Origin of the sequence: Stieleria marina, assembly GCA_007741555.1 — a bacterium.
Lineage (GTDB): Bacteria > Planctomycetota > Planctomycetia > Pirellulales > Pirellulaceae > K23-9.
Window position 1 is genome coordinate 2,684,571 of the sequence record CP036526.1, and the last position, 16,305, is coordinate 2,700,875.

Below are 16,305 nucleotides of genomic sequence, written 5' to 3' on the forward strand. Positions count from 1 at the left end.
AAATTACAATCTGGCGATGGCTAGAAAGATCATCATCGACTGTGACCCCGGAATTGACGACGCGATTGCGATTTGCATGGCGTTATTCGATCCGCGTTTGGAAGTGTTGGCAATCACCGGGACGGCTGGGACGATCCCCGCAGACCAGGCAACGTCCAATGTAAATGCCATCGTCGATCAATTGGACCCACCGAAGCATCCGCGGATCGGCAAGGCGACCGTTTTGGAGGACGCACCGGTTTCGAGCGACCTTCATCTTAACGGGGACGACGGCCTGGGTGGCTGCGGAATCAACGGTTCCATTCGTCAGCATTCATTGCCCAGCGAAAAAGTGATTTCGGAGCTGCTTCGCAATCATCCTGACCAAGTAACGCTCTTGTGTTTGGGGCCGCTTACCAATCTTGCACGTCTGTGCCAGCATCACGCAGCAGTCGTGCCGATGATCGACAAAGTCGTGATCAGTGGTGGTGCTTTGCAGCATCCTGGCAATGCATCGCCGGTCGCAGAATCAAACATGTTCTTTGACCCCATCGCGGCCATGGAAGTGTTCGCGTCAGCGACGACAAAGAGTCTTGTGCCGCTGGACGTCGTGGAAAAACTGACTTTCGGGGTTGATCTGTTGGAGCAACTTCCGCCAAAGCACACGCGTGCAGGCGACTTGCTGCATCGGTTGTTGCCGTTTGCGTTTCGAGCCGCGCATCAACATCTCGGTCGCGAACTGATTCCGTTGCAGGACGCTGTGGCGCTGTTGGCGGTTTTGGAGCCGGATCTTTTCAGTTGGGAAATGATGGCAGGCCGAGTCGAAACGTCCGGCGAATTGACCCGCGGTGCAACCGTTTTTGATCGACGGTTGAGACCCGAATGGGCGGTCAATATGGAAGTGGCGGTGGATGTCGCCGATGGGGACGCCAAAGCAATGCTGATTCGATCACTGCGTTACGCAGGCCAGCAGAGCTAGCGTCGCGTTCGAATGCGAGTTTGTGAACTACCGGTTTGATAGGCGCGAGTTTGCGAGCTACGCAGCGAAGCGGGCTGGGTTCGCGCGTTGCTAGAAGTTGATTGCCGCGTCAGCGCCTCCGCTCTGGGAGCCGGGCCGGCGTGCATCACCGATTGTCTGGGCGAGTGCGTTTGCATACCCGGATGTCGCAGATCTTGTTTGGCATACGGAGGAAGCGTCTGTTCGAGTTCGCACATTTCCTGAGAGCGTACCGAATAGATATCCGGCAAGACGTGGGTGACCAAAGCGATGACCAATTCGTTGCGTCGGTGCTCGTTGCTGCGACGCTTGAACAGCGAACCGACGACCGGCATTCGGCTAAGGCCGGGGACTTTTGCTTCGATGTCTCCGGTTTCTTCGCGAATCAGTCCGCCGATAACAATCCCGCCGCCATCGGGCATCAGGATCGTCGTCGATAGTTCCGTTGTGTCTTCTTCGGGAAATCCACTTTCGGTGATCCGTCCGCCGGAAACTTTAGGCAGCACAGTCATCAGCACATTGCCGTCGTCGGTGATGATCGGCTGCACGGTCAGCACAATTCCAACATCCAGAAACTCGACGGTCTGAATCGTGGACGTCTGAGTCGTCGTCGCAACCGAATAAGGCAAGCGTTGGCCGATCTGAATGCGGGCTTCCTGGTGATTGACCACCGAGAGTTTGGGCGACGCCAGGGTTCGCGAATTGGTGTTCTCTTGGATCAATTCAATCAGCCCGTCCATGTCGGTGCCTTCAAAGCGAAGAGCGAGCGACGGGCCGGTGAGATTCTCGTCCGCAAATCCGCTTCCTTCCAGAGAGATGCGAGATCCGTCCAAGCGGGCCAGCGAACGCAGATTGATGCCGTGTCGATCCGAACTGTCCAGTGCGACTTGCAGCACATGGGCTTCGACAAGAACCTGTTTGGGCGCGATATCGATTTGTGCAATGTACTGAGCGATCCGCGCGTGGGCGTCCCGCGTGTCTTCAACGACCAAAATTTCGCGAGTTCGGCGTTGGTCATCCAACGCTGATTCGCTGATAAACGCATTGCCCACTGGCGAGAGCAATCGATTGGCAACCGCTTCGACCTCTTGCGCCGCAACATAGTTGAGCGGATAGACCTGGACCGTCCGACCTTGCACTCGTGGATTCATGTTCGCGGATTCGGATCCAGTCACGTAAAGCATGTTGCCGACTTGGTGCCATGCAAAACCGGCAACGCCCAAAATCGCATCCAACACTTCGTCCAATCGGGCTCCGCGGATGCTGACCGTAACGGGACCAGCAATGTCGGGTCCAAGCACTAAGTTCAGTTGGTGATGGTCCGCAATCAAACGCAGTACGCCAGGCAGGTCCGCGCCCGTCGCGATCAGGGTGACCAATCCGTCGGTTCGGTTGACGGTGATGTCGTTGGCAACCGGCGTTATCTGAACCGGCACGACGACTTCATCGAAGTTTTCGGCTGCGACTTCATTTAGGTTCTCGGCCGCGGTGGGGTCGTCGAAGTCAATGCTGTCACGAGTGACTTGGTTCGGAACCAACGCTGGTTCTTGACGCAAGAAGTGTTCCGCTTCTTCGCGGACCAATGCGTCTTGAGTGACCGGGGGCTGAAGCGTGCCCTGGACCTGTCGAATACGGCTGCTTTTGCTTTGGTGGTCGAAAGATTGATCCGAAATCTGGATCGTCAGTGCGCGGGAGTTTCCATTGTCATTGAATTTGGGGTTGAACGTGGATCGACGAACAGGAGCCGGACGCAGTGCAACTTCGGGTGACGAGTGTCCGCCGCGGACGAATGCGTCGCAGTGTTCAACGGTGCGAATCGAACCGGCTTGAAGCTTGGTGGTCGACAACACATTGAGTGCGTGTTGGACCACACCGGGGTTGCGGCCAAGCGGTGGCGGAACCAGCGTGTTGGCAAGGTGTTTTTCGACCAAGATTTGCTCGGGAAAAACTAAGTACGCTGAGCGACGAATCAGTAGTTCATTGTTCGCCGGTCGGGCATACTGGATGTGTCCAGCCGGTTCTACATTACCGGTGACCAATCGAATGGGCTTGGGCCGAATCAGGTGAATTTTGGACGTGTCGGCGGGCGTCAGCGTTTGGGAATCCACTGCGCTGGCAACCGACGCTAGCGTCAGGGCAGCAATCGCGCAGAGCCATCGCCGCAGAGGCGGCGTCGCGGAATTCGATTGTCGGAATCGGTAACGCATAGACTTTGGGTCGCGGGACTTCCTCAGCGGCGACTGCGAAGACCAAAATCGTCGCGCAGGCTGCTTGTGTTGTCTGCCTAATCGGTTCGACGATGCCGCCATTTTGGGCGGTCGATCGAGCGGAACGCGCTTGTCGCGGTGATCATCTTGGGGTTGGATCGCGGGTCAATCCAATCAAGAACAATCCGGTTGTTCCACACAATCATTACAGTCGCTTAGGGTGAACATCGGCTAGCGAAGTTCGTCAGTGCGAACGAATTCGACAGGAATTGAGAAATTCCCGATCGCAAAGAGAGTGATAGCAACTGCAATGCGTTGCTAGTGAGGGGCCGACGTGATGGTGACGCCCTGAGTCGACACATTACTCACCGTCCGTCCGTCCGATAGACGCTGCCCGGTCCGCAGAATTTCAGTTCCGTTCAGTGCCGCGTGTTGCGGCGACTGATGGTTACCGTAAATCGCTTGCACCTGAACGTCTTCGATTGGCAGTTCGGGCTGAAGTAATCGACGACGTCTCGATGTGGCAGAAAAAAGGTCGTGCTGCTTTGCGATCTGGATCGATCGTCGGGGCAGGTCTTTGACGACAAAAAGGCTGCTGTCGTTGGCAACCGAATCGGCGCTTTCGGCCGACTGCAACGCTATGGAGGTAATCGCGAGCGGTTCGGTGTTGGCGGGTGGCTGTGACGAATCGGATTTCGATTGGTCAGGTTGGGTGGCGAGTGCGACCGCTAATCCGATCGAAAGTAGAATCGCGATGACGATCTGCTTCTGGCTTTTCGGCGCACTTGATGCTGGATCACGTTGCATTGGGGAGCTCCAGCGAGATGATTTTTTCGGCGATCGTTTTTTGGCCGGTGAAAGGGGATCGCAGGGATAGCGTCGCTTGGCAACGGTTGGGCTGATTAGCTTTTTCTCTGGACCGCTTCAGTTTAACTCCATCACACCAAATTGGTGTCGACGCCCGCGGCAGCTGGCTCAAAAACTGGCAAATCTGATCAAACGTGCCATTGATCTGGCAAGTCGATGTGACGGTTCCGACTCGCATGCCCACGTGCACCTGTTTCTTTTCCACATCCACGAGTTCAACGTCCGTTTGCTGAGCCAGTTGAACCAGAAATCGTTTTTGCTTGTCCCAGTCGACGGACAGTGGCAGCCAGTGCCGAATTTCTGCGGCATCATCGGAACGGGCTGCGGTTTCAAGTTTTGCGGCAGCGTGCTGCTGGCGAATCTCAGCGGATTGCGAAATCAGTTCGATCGCGTCGTGAATCTGCTCTTGGGAATGCAGCTTGTCGCCGGCAAACCAATAGCTGTTCTGCCACACCCACGCTGTGGCGATGGCTAGGCATGCCGCGACGCACGCAGACATCACGTGACAGCCGACAACGCTTTGCGAAAAATAGTTGCTCAGCCGAGTCGATGCCGTTGCGGAGTCTTCGACGCGCTCTGGAATTGTTTTTTCGTTCATGGCACCACCTTGGTGGATTCCGGTTCGCCCCGTATTTCAAGGGAAATCGTGTCCGATGCGCGGTCAACATCGTGAAGTTCCGCGGTGCGGATGCGTTCGGATTGTTGAAGCTGGTCTGCCCAAAGTTCGATGGCTTGTTCGTTCATGGGCATTGGCGTGGACGCGACGATTCGCAACTTGGCTTTGGCCCAAGCTGGTTGGTCGGCGTTCTGCAAATGCTCCAGCGGCAGCTTGACTTCGACCGTTTCGATCGTGATGTCAGCTTGCAGAGGGCTGGACATTTCGGCGATGGCCAACAGCGTCTGCAATACGCTGTCGTCGGGTTTGGCAGATTCAACGGCGGCAATCCACTGGCGTCCGGTTTTGGTTTCGTGCGTCATCCGTGACACTTCGGATTTCAGTTGATTGACCGGCGCACTGAGGGAGATGACGTTGGAGTTCTGAGTTTGAAGCTTGCGACCTTGCGTCAAAAACAGCGTTGCAAGTCCGGACAGGATGCAAAGCAGCGCAAGGTTGATCGCTGCCCAGCATTGGATCACCGATTTAGCTTTCTCACGCTGAATGTAGAGCTTTGGCAGCAGCTGATAGGATTGCCAACAATGAGTCGTCGGCCCGTCTGGCGTGTCCTGTTTTTTCGATTGCGAACGGGGCATCGGCCGTGTGCTGAATTCTTGTGTCATGACGAAGCCTCCGCTGCGTTCGCTTCGCTTGCTTGTGTAGACATCGCTGCCTGATGTGCCAGCGACAGTGACATCGCACAGGTTCCGTCGGAACCTATCGCGTGCGTTTTCGTTCCCTGGTACGGCCGCGAACGTCCGCAGTATCTCCACACGGCGACCGGCAGATTTGTCAGTTTGGCCAACGCTGAATCCACGCCCGAGATCGTGGCAATGTCGCCACATACCAACAGGATTTCTGGATGGTTGACGGTCGTGCTGCCTCGCTGCGAGTACTGAGTCGTGGCAACGATTTCGGCTGCGATATCCGAAAGCCAAGGATAGATGTCGTTGAGTGACAGTCCGTTCGATGGCTCGCTGTCTTGCAATTGTTGGAGCGTTTCGTGGGGGAGTGCGGGTAGGGATCGGCACAGGCCGCACTCCGCGGAACGATCGTCAGCCTGGCGATTCATTGCCACCAATCCGCCGTCGAAGTTCAACATGGCGACGCTCTGAGGGGCGATCGACGTCAGAGCGTGAGCAGAATGAACGAGCGCGGCCCCGTGTGGGAGAAGGCTGTGAACTTGGTAGCCAAGTGAATTGATCGTTTGCGCGATTTTGATGGCAGCGCTATTGGACGTCGACGCGACGACCTGAAGTGCGTCTTGCGTAGGCGGCTGATTGTCAACCGGCGTGGTGGGTTCGGTTTCGGCGTCAGCGAGTTTCATCGGCCAATGAGCCAGATGCGCGTTGCTGTTGAAAATCGAATTTTGGAAAAGTTCGTCACACTGCGACTGGCAGTTTTCTAGATTGTTGGCCGTGGTGACTTGGTAGTGCATCCACGTGGTGGGAAGCGACAGTGATGTCACGATGCGCTGGCCATCGACCGTCCGGGGAAGCTTTTGCACAAGCGTGTCAATCGTCTGCTGGATCCACTGCCGCGATGGTGTCGAAATGGGATCGACTGGCAAAGGAATCCGTACGATCGATTGCCATTTCAACGCCGATTTGCGATCGGACTTTCGCCGAGCTTTTTCGTTGCCGGTGCCGATCGACGTGACGGTGATTTGACGAACACCGATGTCGATGCCCACAAAACTGGCGGGAGCCTGGCTCAGCGCGGATCGCAATCGGTCAAGCCGTTTGGTGATCGCGGATGATGAGTTGGCTGAAGACATTGCTTTGCGGTGATCGACTGAAAATTTGGTGTCAGGAGAATGGTGCGGTTTGATTTAGGTTACGCAGGAGGGCGGATCAAATCGCAAGTTGCCCGAAAGCTGCCGCAGGGTGTTCGTTGCCTAAGCTGTCCGGTGTAATCGTCGTAAACGGCCTGGCCGCAACGATTTCGATTCGGCTTTTGCCTAACGCGAAATCGTGGAGACATCCAGGAGCGGCAGCATGATGGACATGACGATGCCGGCGACGACCACTCCCATGCACAGGATGATGAACGGTTCAAACGCGACGACTAGACGTTTCAGTTTTCGCCCGCCTTCTTGTTCATAAAACGATCCGATGTCTTCAAGCACTTCACCGACGCGGCCGGTGCGTTCGCCCGTTGCCATCATCTGCGCGGCTTCGGGCGGGAGAAAGTCGACGTTCGTGAGGGCACTGCTGGCCTTGAGCCCATCGATCAAGTTGTCTTCGATCTGGAGCAGCAGTTTTTGCCAGTACGCGTCGCGTGTCGCATGCCTCGCCAGCTGAATGGATTGCATCAAGGGCACGCCGCCACGAACCATCGCGGCAATGGTTCGGAAATTGCGACCCGCGGTCAATAGGCGGTAGGCATCGCGGATGAACGGTCCGTACATCAACAGTTTGCCAATTGGCTGGCGAACGATCGGTTGATGGCGAATCGAAAATAGACCCAGCATGGCGGCGGTGATCGATGGGACAACCCAGTACCAATTGGCTCGGCAGAGATCGCCAAAGGAAAGCAGTATTTGCGTGCTGGCGGGGATGGGGCGTCCCATCGAACCAAAGACTTTGCTGAATTGCGGTAGCACACCAAGCACCAGTGCACTGAGCACGATTGTTGAGGCAGCGATCAGAATCGCAGGATAAATCATCGCTCCCACCAGTGTGCCGCGCATGTCCAATTCGCCACGCATTCGCTCGCAAACTTTGCCCAGGGTTTCAGGGACTTCGCCGGTCGCTTCGGCTGCGGCCAACATCGGCGAAAGTGTGGGCGGGAAGTAATCCCCGCATGTTGCGACGGCCGCCGAAAACGTATTTCCGCCGCTAACGGCTTCGTGGATTCTTACCAACGAACGGGTCAGACGTTCGTCGTTGCAGTGCCGCGCGACGTTTGCCAGTGCGTCGGCAAGTTCGATCCCGTTTTGCGTCATGACCGCTAGCTGGTTTAGTACCAGGAGCACTCGAGATGGCGAGACAGGGATGATGGGCGATCGTCGAAATCGATCGTTCGTGCGAGATACCGCGCCGCGCGAAGCGTTTTTAGCGAATTGGTGTCGGTCGTCTTGGGATTCGGAATCCTGCTGATAGCCTTGCGCAGGCATCCCGCCAAGCAACGGCGATGTTGCATGAAGCGGGGGACTGGCGGTTGACTGAAACGCGGAATTCATGAATGCGGCGAGTTAGCGGGTATGGTGGTTTGGAAACAAAGAACAGGTTGCGCGGTGTCTATTCCGACAATGCAACGCGACCGACTTCTTCCAAGCTGGTGGCACGTGACTCCGCTAGTCGCAGTCCTTCGCTCAGCAGCGTGGGGCCGACGTGGGCGGCACGGAGTTGGTCCAAATTGGAATCGCTATTGATTAGCGAGCGAATCTGCGCCGTACATTCGAAGAGTTCGTAAACACCGCTGCGTCCTCGGTAGCCTGATTCGTAGCATTGCGAGCAACCGCGACTGCGAGCAAAGGTGTGACGAGGGTCGCCTTGGTAGTGCAGTTCTTCGAGCAACTTGGATGAGGGGTAGTAAGATTCGCGGCAGTTTTCGCAAAGGTTTCGCATCAATCGCTGTGCCACAACACCGACCAGTGACGCTGCAATTTTGAACCGTTCGATGCCCATGTCCAGCAGTCGAGTGATTGCCGACGCGCTATCGTTTGTGTGTAGTGTGCTCAGGACCAAGTGCCCGGTAAGTGCTGCTTGGATGGCTGTTTCGGCGGTTTCGCGGTCGCGGATCTCGCCAACCATGATCACGTCAGGGTCTTGCCGCAAAATACTTCGCAAAGCTTGTGCGAATGTGACGCCGCTGTCGTTTTGCACTTGGACTTGATTGATCAGTTCGAGCTGGTATTCGACAGGGTCTTCGACCGTGATCATGTTTCGTTCAACACCTTTGATCAGTTCGATGGCTGAGTACAAAGTCGTTGTTTTTCCGCTGCCGGTCGGGCCAGTAACCAGCACCAGGCCGTGTGGACGCGAAAGCATGCGTCGCATCGTGGTAAGCGAATCGTTTGGCATTCCTAGTCGGTTCAAGTCAAAGGTGACGTTCTCGCGATCGAGTACTCGCATCACCACTTTTTCGCCAAGGACTGTTGGGAGCGTGCTTACCCGCAAGTCGACATCGCGGCGCGCGATGCGGACATGAAGCCGGCCGTCTTGAGGTTGGCGGTGTTCGGCAATGTCTAGCTTTGCCATCACCTTGATTCGCGAAACGATTGCGGGGTGCATATCTTTTCGCGGTTTCATCACCTCGCGAAGTGATCCGTCGATTCGAAAGCGGACGGACGTGTTTTTTTGCCCCGCTTCGATATGGATATCGCTCGCGCCCTGACGCACGGCCTGAATAATTGCGTAGTTGACCAAGTTGATGACCGGACTGCCTTCGGCCAACTGCTGGGTGCCGTGCAGGTCCAAGTCGATCGCGTCGGCATCCAGTTCTAACTGTTCGACATCAAGGTCGGCGGTAACCGAATCGACCGAAAAGTCTTCTTCGTAACAACGCGGGAGCAAACGATCGATGCCCGTCGCCAGCGTGAAGACGGGGCGAATCCGGCACCCACTTACGCGAGCCAAAGTGTCGATTGCGGCAAGGTCTTGCGGATCCGCCATTGCGACGGTTAACTCGCCGCGCACTCGCATCAACGGCAAAATGCGGAACCGTTCGGCATATTCTCGCGGCACCAGTTGGACAGCGTTGGGGTCGATCAATCCTTCGCGGAGACGGACGCCATCGACGCCAAGTTGTTCGCCCAAAAGCGGGAGTAGGTCGGATTCATCCACGAGCCCCAGTTCGGCGACGACTTCGCCCAGGCGTTTGATGTTCTGAACCTTGCGACGACCGTCACCACTTTGACGCTCGAGACTGCGCAGTCGATCTTCCTCGGCGGCCTGGTGTGCCAGTGCCGTTTCGAGTTGTTCGACGCGGATCAATCCGGCTTCGACCAGCCGTTGACCTAGTTGCGTTGTTTGATCATCGACGGACACTTCGTGGACAGGCATCACGATCTTTGGGATCGTCTGGTCGTCGGTGTCGATTTGCAGGAACTGATTCATTGGATTCTCCGTGAGGCCAGGTTTAGGCGAAGCTGCCTAAGGCGGCGGTTAAATCCGGAAACTGCTGAACGCTGGCGCCCACGGCAGTGATTCGCAAAAGGTCTTGGCAGAGTTCGCCGACGTTGCACAGGCGAACGCATCCGCCGCGCCGGCAACAGGTTTCGTCCAGATCCAGAATCCATTCCAGTCCGGCACCATCGATCAGCGGTGCGTCTGTCAAATCGATGACGACGTACGGCACTCCGCCATTGAGATACGGAGAAACGTCTTCGTCGATGATTTCGAGATTTTCTTCGCGCAATGGGCCGTCAGGTCGAAGGACGGTGACTGAACCTTGGCGTTTGACGATCGGCATGACTTTCCCCTGTGCGGCGTGTTGGTTGGATGGCGTTTTTCAGCTCGTTGTTCTCATTGCAAAAGACGGTTGTCTCTAAATGCCTGACCTCGACTGACCGCCCACCGGCAACCTCATCGTAAATGTCGACCCTTCGCCGATCGTACTTTCTAAATCGATATCGCCTCCGTGCATGCGTGCGACTTCGCGAGTAAACGCGAGTCCGAGTCCGTTGCCGCGTTCATCCAGGTCAACGGTGTTGGACCCGCGATAGAATTTGTCGAACACTTTGGATTGTTCATCCGCCGGAATGCCCGGACCGTTGTCTTGGACCGAAACGCGAATCCATTCGTCGTCGTGTCCGCACCGTACGATGATTTCGCCACCGTCGGGGGTGTACTTTACTGCGTTGCCGACCAGGTTGACCAAGGCCGCTTGCAGTTTTTCGCGATCGCCAAAGACGGTAGGAAGTTTGGCGGCGAAGTCAGTCAGTAAGCTCTGCGATTTCTTTTCCGCCGTCGCCGTCATTTGGTCCCATGAGTACTGCACCATCGGCAGCATCTCTAATTCGTTGCGTACCGCCACCATCGAACCGGCTTCCATTTGCCCGACCGTTAGCAGTTGGTCAACGAGTCGACCCAGTCGGTTGGCTTCGGAAACAATGACGTTGCAGAATTCTTTTTGTTGTTCGACTTCCAGGTCTTCTTCCAGTTGCAATGCTTCGGCATACGCCTGGAGGTTGCCCAGAGGAGTTCGGAGTTCGTGAGTCGCGGTCATCAAGAACTGGTCGCGAGATCGGCTGGCCAAGTCCTGCTGCGTAACGTCGGTCAGGATCCAAGCCAGACCCTGGCCGTCACCGCTTCGGCCTTCCAGGACCGATCTGCGAATTCGTAATTGCAAGGTGAGCGACTCAGTCTTCAAGGTGTGTCGTTCGCGAACCATTCGCAGATCGCTCAATAGCCGCTGGCGAATTTCGCGCACGCTTTCGTCGGTATCGTCGCGCAAGCCGAGTCGCTGTAGCAAGTCCTTTCCTGCGTGTTCGTTGGCTTCATCCAACGCCAGTAATCCACATGCCGCAGGGCTGATGAATCGGATTCGGCCATCACGATCCGTGATGACCCAGGCAACTGGTAGTCCGCGCATTGCGCGAGCCAGCGTGACGACTTCGTGATTCAGTTCGGCTGGGTTGCGGTCGGTTGCAATTGGAATTTGCGATTGGCCGACACACTGAAGCAGTTCGTTCCAGCTGTGAGTGATGGGGGCGCTGCCGATGATGGGGCGAACCGATTTCCAAGCTTCGGGTTCGCCGGCGGCTTGATTTAGTTCTGATTCGATTGTTTGCAGCGTTCGCGTCGTCCGCATGGTCGTCATCCCAATCAACGCGCACGTGGCGACCGATGTCAGCCACATGAATGCTTGAAATGATCGTGAATCTGGAAACGCACTTGCAGCGAATGCGCACACCATGACGCAAACGGCTGTCAAGAAAAATTGAAGGCCAACTCGAGTCGTGATCGACATCGTTCGTTTGCGTTGCAACGGGGCCTTGCTGGATAGCTTTCGCGTCGCAGCCGACTCGTTTGAGTTCATCGATTGTTCTGATGACTCAGTGTCTTTTGCAGCGTAGTTCTGCTCAATGCCGTCAAGAATATCACCGCTGGCTGAGATTGCCGTCGGGAAAGATGCGGCTGCCGGCAGGGTGGGGGCGTTTGCCGGCAACATGTTATCCATGGTGACCCACGTCCGCTTGCAGAGCGATTGGATTCATGGCAAAGGTTGGGGTGATCATCTCGGTCGCCTCTTGGTCTTTGTCAACGACGCCGGCGACTTCTTCAAAGTGATTTATGATCACTTCGGTCAGTTTGCGTGGGCTAAACGGCTTGTGCATCAAGGCGAGAAGATTGAATCGCTCGATCAAATCATTGCGGTCCAGTTCCAGGCCTTTGGCAGTGCATAGAACGGTGCTCGGGCACTGGTAGCCTTTAACGGCCTGCAATCGCTCTAGCAATTCGATGCCCGAGCAAAGTGGCATTTGCAAATCGGTCACCAGGAAATCGATTCCGCCGTTCATCAATCGATCGAACCCCGAACCGCCGTGGTTGGCTGTTTCGACGATCATACCTTTCTTGGCGATCGAGAAGCTCAGCACGCGACGGAAAACAGGATCGTCCTCGACGATCAAAACAGTTTTCGTTTGTGACATGAAGTTCGCCTTGAAAGTTACGGTATTGAAAAGCTTGTTCGATTGTGGCGAGGCGCCACCAACATGTTTCAGTCAGGCCGAGAGGCTCGCTAACGAGAGTCTAGGTCGGCTGCCGGGCGATCAACGCATCGGCAGTGAACTGTCTGTCTTGGCAATCAAGTTGCCAAGCGAATCGATTACCAGTTGATGAATCGGCCGTCGCCATCAGTGGCGGTGACGTTAAGTTTCAGGCTGCCATTGGCTGGCTTGTAAGCCCATCCGCCACTGGAAGACGCGGAGGGGGCAGCTTCTGTCGACGAATCAGTGTCGGGATCGTAGTAGACTTCCGCGTCGCCGCGATGTGACCCGATGCTAGGTGCCGGGAAAGGCCCGTTGAGCATCGTCGACATGGCGGTCGGTAGTTGGTTTGCCAATGGGTACGCGCCGTCGCGAGCACGATACATTTCGATCGCGTTGCGTAGGACTTGAAGCTGCTGCCGCGTCGTGTTTTCCTCCGCGGTCGTAGCGGTGTCAAACATTCGAGGAGCAGCCACGGCTGCGATGATGCCCAAGATCAAAATGACAATAACCATTTCGATCAGTGAGAAACCTTTTCTTAGACGGCGCTGCATCGGTCTTGCCCTTGGATTAGTTTTGCTTGAGGTGGGGACGACGTTTGGTTCGTGATGCGTCACGACAAGGATGTGGTCGACGCGGGGCCTGCGATTCCGTTCGAATGTGGTTTCGCATTTGCGAAATACGATCCGAATCGGAGGCAATGAAACCTACGCGACAAAACGTACTGGCAGCGGACTAAACGGGATGTCACGTACCTTTTGTGCAGATGATTTTTGGTCGCGCATTGCTGCGACCCGGTCAACCGCTACAGCACAAACGCAAATTGCGTGTTGTCTTTTTGAAACAGACGTTGCGTTTGATTCTCACTTGTGGGGGTTTAGTACCAGCTCCTCTAATCGGCTGACGTTGTGTTTGCGAAAAGGAGGCTTTAGATGTTTCTGCTTCGCAGACAAGGGTTTTCTGTGCTGAGGGGCCGGTTTTCAGGCCCAGCGGACCGTTCGGTTGAGCCGATCGCTCGTTTAAGTCGCGTGGTTTCGGCTTGATGTTTGCGTTGGCGTGCACGTCAGACTCATTCGATTCGAGCCATCTCTCCTTGAGGTACATCGTTGAAAGACACCGATCACACCAATTCATGCAGTTGTCCATCTAGCTGCGAATCCAATTGCCCATCCGGCAGCCATTCACCGACCGCTCTGACCGCCGACGAAACAAACGCGGATAGCCGCGGTGCCGCGGCGTCAGAGTCGTCGTCTCATTGGAGGCCTATTTTCATTCTGTTGTTCGCCGCGATCTTGATCTTGCTGAGCAGTCGATCCAAAGCGGCCGAGCAAATTGCGCAGCCAGTGGCAGTAGGCGAGCGAGCGGAATCGAGTGTGAAGGAATCAGCCGAGCCAGACTTCGTTGAGCAAGATGCGAATGGGCATGGCAAGCCTGCAGCGGATGTTCCTGGGCCGTTGGTCTCTCATGCGACCATGACGATCGAATTAAACGGAACGACCCATGTGATTACGCCGACGCATTCTGCAGCAGCGTTCTCTGGATCGGTTACGCAGGCAAGCCATGTTCAAGGCAATGGCACGCGGCGGTCACTCACCCAGCGTGCCGCAAGTCGTCCGGCTTATGTGCAACTGAGTGCCCATTTGGCAAACTTCGATTCAGACGCTGATCCGGATGGATGGCGAGCTGAATTGGTGGTTCGCGATCGACAGGACCGAGCCATCGAAGTTCGCGGGCAAGCCGAGTTTCAGCTCACGCCCCGCGTACCGACGGGCGATTTTCACAACTACATTGACGCCGATACTCGCCCACTGACTTGGTCGGAGAATGTCGTCTTTGACGAAACAGGCGTGGCTCACTTCAAGCTACCTCTGCGTCAGCAGCTTCGGCCACTGTTCGGCTGGTCGTCAGCGATCTATCCCGCGACGGGTCTGCGATCAACGACTTACAACCGCCAGGCCTTGACACATCGTCGAGGAATTCACGGTCGGTACAAAGGATCTCGGCAACGGGGGACGGCGATTACCAGTGATTGGAGAAACAATCTCGGGAAGCCGGACTTTGGCGAACTGCGAGTGAAACTGTCGATTCCTACTGAAGGCGTTTTCGAGGCCGTCAGCGTCACCCCCATTCGGCCGTCAGTCTTGGTTGACACCCACTGGCCTTACCGATAGAGTTGAGGACCTACTGGTTCAAGCGCTTGCCCGGGCCCCCAAGGTTCGGGCGGTTTTCGTAAATGGACCGGAGGGATGCGGCGATTTTTGCGTGTTTCGAATGATTCATGCTCGCCAATACACGACCGAAAAACACCGCCGGATACGCACGACCGGGGAAACGCCATGAATCCGCAAGACATTCTTCGCTACGTCGATTCGCTTCACCGCGAAAAGAATATAGACACGGAGCTGGTATTCTCGGCAATCGAAGCTGCTCTGCAGACCGCTGCGAAACGTCAGTATGGCGAAGAAGCGGACATCACTGTTCAGCTGGATCGTGAAAACGGTCGGATCACCGCGACGCTCGAAGGCGAGCCGCTCGGGGATGATCAGATTGGGCGAATTGGTGCTCAGACCGCCAAGCAAGTCATTATTCAAAAGGTAAAGGAAGCCGAACGCGACTCGTTGATGATCGAGTATCGCGAACAGATTGGCGAGATCGTCGCAGGCATTATCGGCCGTGCCGATGGTGGAGTCGCAACGGTCAACCTCGGCAACGTCGAAGCCATTCTGCCACGTAGCGAACAGATTCCTGGCGAGTCGCTTCACGCGGGCGAACGTGTTCGTTCGGTTGTGTTTGAAGTTCGCGCGACAGGTAACCGCATTCGTGTGGTGCTTAGCCGTACTCGGCCGCAATTGGTTCAGCGTTTGTTTGAACAGGAAATCCCCGAGCTGACCGAAGGCGTGATCGCCATCAACTCGATCAGTCGCGAGCCTGGCTACCGCAGCAAGGTGGCCGTCAGCAGCGAAGACAGTCAAGTCGATCCGATCGCTGTTTGCGTGGGATATCGCGGTAGCCGCATCAAAGCCGTTCGCGAAGAACTGGCTGGCGAGCACATCGACGTGGTTCGGTTCAGCGAAGATCCGGAAGTTTTGATTCCCAATGCACTGCAGCCGGCCGAAGTCGAACAGGTGTTGCTGTGCGACATGATTGGTCGCGCGATCGTGTTGGTCCAAGAAGATCAGCTGTCGCTCGCGATCGGACGTCGAGGCCAGAACGTCCGCTTGGCCAGCAAGCTTTGCGGTTGGGACATCGAGATCATGACTGGCGGCGAATTAGAAGAGCAGATCGAACGGGCGGTTGGTGGATTCAGTCAGTTGCCCGGAATGACCGAAGAAATTTCGCAGTCGCTGGTCGAGCAGGGCTATTTGTCCTACGACGATTTGTCGGTGATCGAACCAGACGCGTTCATGGAAATGAGCGGTTTGTCCATGGAAGTGATTGACCAGATCGTCGAAATTGCCGAGCAGCGTGCCGAAGAAGCGGAGGAAGTTGCCGCAGAAGAGCGACGCACGCGACGTGAGCGAGAGAAATTGGAGAAAGAAGCAGCCGAAGCGAAAGCTGCCCAGGCTCCTGAAGCTGCCCCCGAATCCGAGGCGGCTGATGCAGTTGCCGAATCGGCCGGCGAGCCCGCAGTAGCGGAAATCGAACCTACGCAAGCCGATAGTGGCGACGCGCCGGCCAGCGACGATGGCGCAAGCCCGGCCGCGACCGCAGAGGGCAGTGCTGATGACGCTGCTGCGAAGAGCTAACGGGCACCCGAAACTGGAGGTTTTAAACGGTTCTTTCGTAGAATCGGCAGGAATCTCCGGTGTACGACCTCTGCGAAACACCAGTTGTTCGCTATCCTGTAGCCCCAGTCGGATTCTGGAGGCCCCCAGATCAACGCTTCGTCAGCACAGCTGACCTGCTAAGATGGGTGGCCAAAAGGCCCTTTGGAATCGAAGGA

The 16,305-nt window shown here is 56.1% G+C and carries 14 protein-coding genes; 3 read left to right on the top strand and 11 right to left on the bottom strand.

The annotated features are described in order from the left end of the window. Positions 1-16 precede the first annotated feature (16 nt). Entirely contained in the window at positions 17-958 is a 942-nt protein-coding gene (locus K239x_RS09290; protein WP_145417549.1) for a nucleoside hydrolase, read from the top strand. On the opposite strand, the gene K239x_RS09295 is transcribed toward K239x_RS09290, so the two are convergent. From K239x_RS09295 to K239x_RS09345, 11 genes are all read right to left on the bottom strand, one after another. Beyond that, positions 955-3,183 carry a type II secretion system protein GspD gene (locus tag K239x_RS09295; protein ID WP_419189864.1) on the bottom strand — a complete coding sequence of 743 codons (2,229 nt, stop codon included), beginning with the start codon at positions 3,181-3,183 and terminating at the stop codon, positions 955-957. The two genes, K239x_RS09290 and K239x_RS09295, sit on opposite strands and share 4 nt — an antisense overlap. 318 nt (positions 3,184-3,501) lie before the next feature. Then, the gene (locus tag K239x_RS09300; RefSeq protein ID WP_145417551.1) at positions 3,502-3,990 is read right to left on the bottom strand and encodes a hypothetical protein; all 489 of its coding nucleotides are present in this window, start codon (positions 3,988-3,990) and stop codon (positions 3,502-3,504) included. Further along, a complete protein-coding gene (locus K239x_RS09305) occupies positions 3,980-4,648 on the bottom strand; it encodes a hypothetical protein (protein ID WP_145417552.1) in 669 nt (222 codons plus the stop codon). Before K239x_RS09305 ends, K239x_RS09300 begins: the two co-directional genes overlap by 11 nt. Continuing rightward, a complete protein-coding gene (locus K239x_RS09310; protein ID WP_145417553.1) occupies positions 4,645-5,328 on the bottom strand; it encodes a hypothetical protein in 684 nt (227 codons plus the stop codon). Before K239x_RS09310 ends, K239x_RS09305 begins: the two co-directional genes overlap by 4 nt. Then, positions 5,325-6,482, bottom strand: a complete 1,158-nt coding sequence (locus tag K239x_RS09315; RefSeq protein WP_145417554.1) for a hypothetical protein — start codon at positions 6,480-6,482, stop codon at positions 5,325-5,327. The genes K239x_RS09310 and K239x_RS09315 overlap by 4 nt, the downstream gene beginning before the upstream one ends. A 183-nt stretch (positions 6,483-6,665) precedes the next feature. Further along, positions 6,666-7,889 carry a type II secretion system F family protein gene (locus tag K239x_RS09320; protein ID WP_145417555.1) on the bottom strand — a complete coding sequence of 408 codons (1,224 nt, stop codon included), beginning with the start codon at positions 7,887-7,889 and terminating at the stop codon, positions 6,666-6,668. A gap of 58 nt (positions 7,890-7,947) precedes the next feature. Continuing rightward, a complete protein-coding gene (locus K239x_RS09325) occupies positions 7,948-9,768 on the bottom strand; it encodes a GspE/PulE family protein (protein WP_145417556.1) in 1,821 nt (606 codons plus the stop codon). 22 nt (positions 9,769-9,790) lie between these two features. Beyond that, entirely contained in the window at positions 9,791-10,123 is a 333-nt protein-coding gene (locus K239x_RS09330) for an STAS domain-containing protein (protein ID WP_145417557.1), read from the bottom strand. 75 nt (positions 10,124-10,198) lie between these two features. Continuing rightward, entirely contained in the window at positions 10,199-11,833 is a 1,635-nt protein-coding gene (locus K239x_RS09335; protein ID WP_145417558.1) for a sensor histidine kinase, read from the bottom strand. Further along, complete coding sequence (locus tag K239x_RS09340; RefSeq protein ID WP_145417559.1) at positions 11,826-12,305, bottom strand: response regulator; 480 nt, start codon at positions 12,303-12,305, stop codon at positions 11,826-11,828. The genes K239x_RS09335 and K239x_RS09340 overlap by 8 nt, the downstream gene beginning before the upstream one ends. A gap of 176 nt (positions 12,306-12,481) precedes the next feature. Beyond that, entirely contained in the window at positions 12,482-12,877 is a 396-nt protein-coding gene (locus K239x_RS09345) for a type II secretion system protein GspG (RefSeq protein WP_419189865.1), read from the bottom strand. A gap of 591 nt (positions 12,878-13,468) precedes the next feature. Between K239x_RS09345 and K239x_RS09350 the strand changes: the two genes are divergently transcribed. Together K239x_RS09350 and nusA are read left to right on the top strand one after the other, a co-directional pair. Further along, entirely contained in the window at positions 13,469-14,533 is a 1,065-nt protein-coding gene (locus K239x_RS09350) for a hypothetical protein (RefSeq protein WP_145417561.1), read from the top strand. Between the two features lie 165 nt (positions 14,534-14,698). Next, positions 14,699-16,108, top strand: coding sequence for a transcription termination factor NusA (gene nusA, locus K239x_RS09355; RefSeq protein ID WP_145417562.1), 1,410 nt, complete (start codon positions 14,699-14,701; stop codon positions 16,106-16,108). Positions 16,109-16,305 lie beyond the last annotated feature (197 nt).

Bases quoted from the DNA above. Each gene is read 5' to 3' on its own strand.
- K239x_RS09290 (WP_145417549.1), top strand. From the start codon at position 17: ATGGCTAGAAAGATCATCATCGACTGTGACCCCGGAATTGACGACGCG.
- K239x_RS09295 (WP_419189864.1), bottom strand. From the start codon at position 3,183: ATGCGTTACCGATTCCGACAATCGAATTCCGCGACGCCGCCTCTGCGG.
- K239x_RS09300 (WP_145417551.1), bottom strand. From the start codon at position 3,990: ATGCAACGTGATCCAGCATCAAGTGCGCCGAAAAGCCAGAAGCAGATC.
- K239x_RS09305 (WP_145417552.1), bottom strand. From the start codon at position 4,648: ATGAACGAAAAAACAATTCCAGAGCGCGTCGAAGACTCCGCAACGGCA.
- K239x_RS09310 (WP_145417553.1), bottom strand. From the start codon at position 5,328: ATGACACAAGAATTCAGCACACGGCCGATGCCCCGTTCGCAATCGAAA.
- K239x_RS09315 (WP_145417554.1), bottom strand. From the start codon at position 6,482: ATGTCTTCAGCCAACTCATCATCCGCGATCACCAAACGGCTTGACCGA.
- K239x_RS09320 (WP_145417555.1), bottom strand. From the start codon at position 7,889: ATGAATTCCGCGTTTCAGTCAACCGCCAGTCCCCCGCTTCATGCAACA.
- K239x_RS09325 (WP_145417556.1), bottom strand. From the start codon at position 9,768: ATGAATCAGTTCCTGCAAATCGACACCGACGACCAGACGATCCCAAAG.
- K239x_RS09330 (WP_145417557.1), bottom strand. From the start codon at position 10,123: ATGCCGATCGTCAAACGCCAAGGTTCAGTCACCGTCCTTCGACCTGAC.
- K239x_RS09335 (WP_145417558.1), bottom strand. From the start codon at position 11,833: ATGGATAACATGTTGCCGGCAAACGCCCCCACCCTGCCGGCAGCCGCA.
- K239x_RS09340 (WP_145417559.1), bottom strand. From the start codon at position 12,305: ATGTCACAAACGAAAACTGTTTTGATCGTCGAGGACGATCCTGTTTTC.
- K239x_RS09345 (WP_419189865.1), bottom strand. From the start codon at position 12,877: ATGGTTATTGTCATTTTGATCTTGGGCATCATCGCAGCCGTGGCTGCT.
- nusA (WP_145417562.1), top strand. From the start codon at position 14,699: ATGAATCCGCAAGACATTCTTCGCTACGTCGATTCGCTTCACCGCGAA.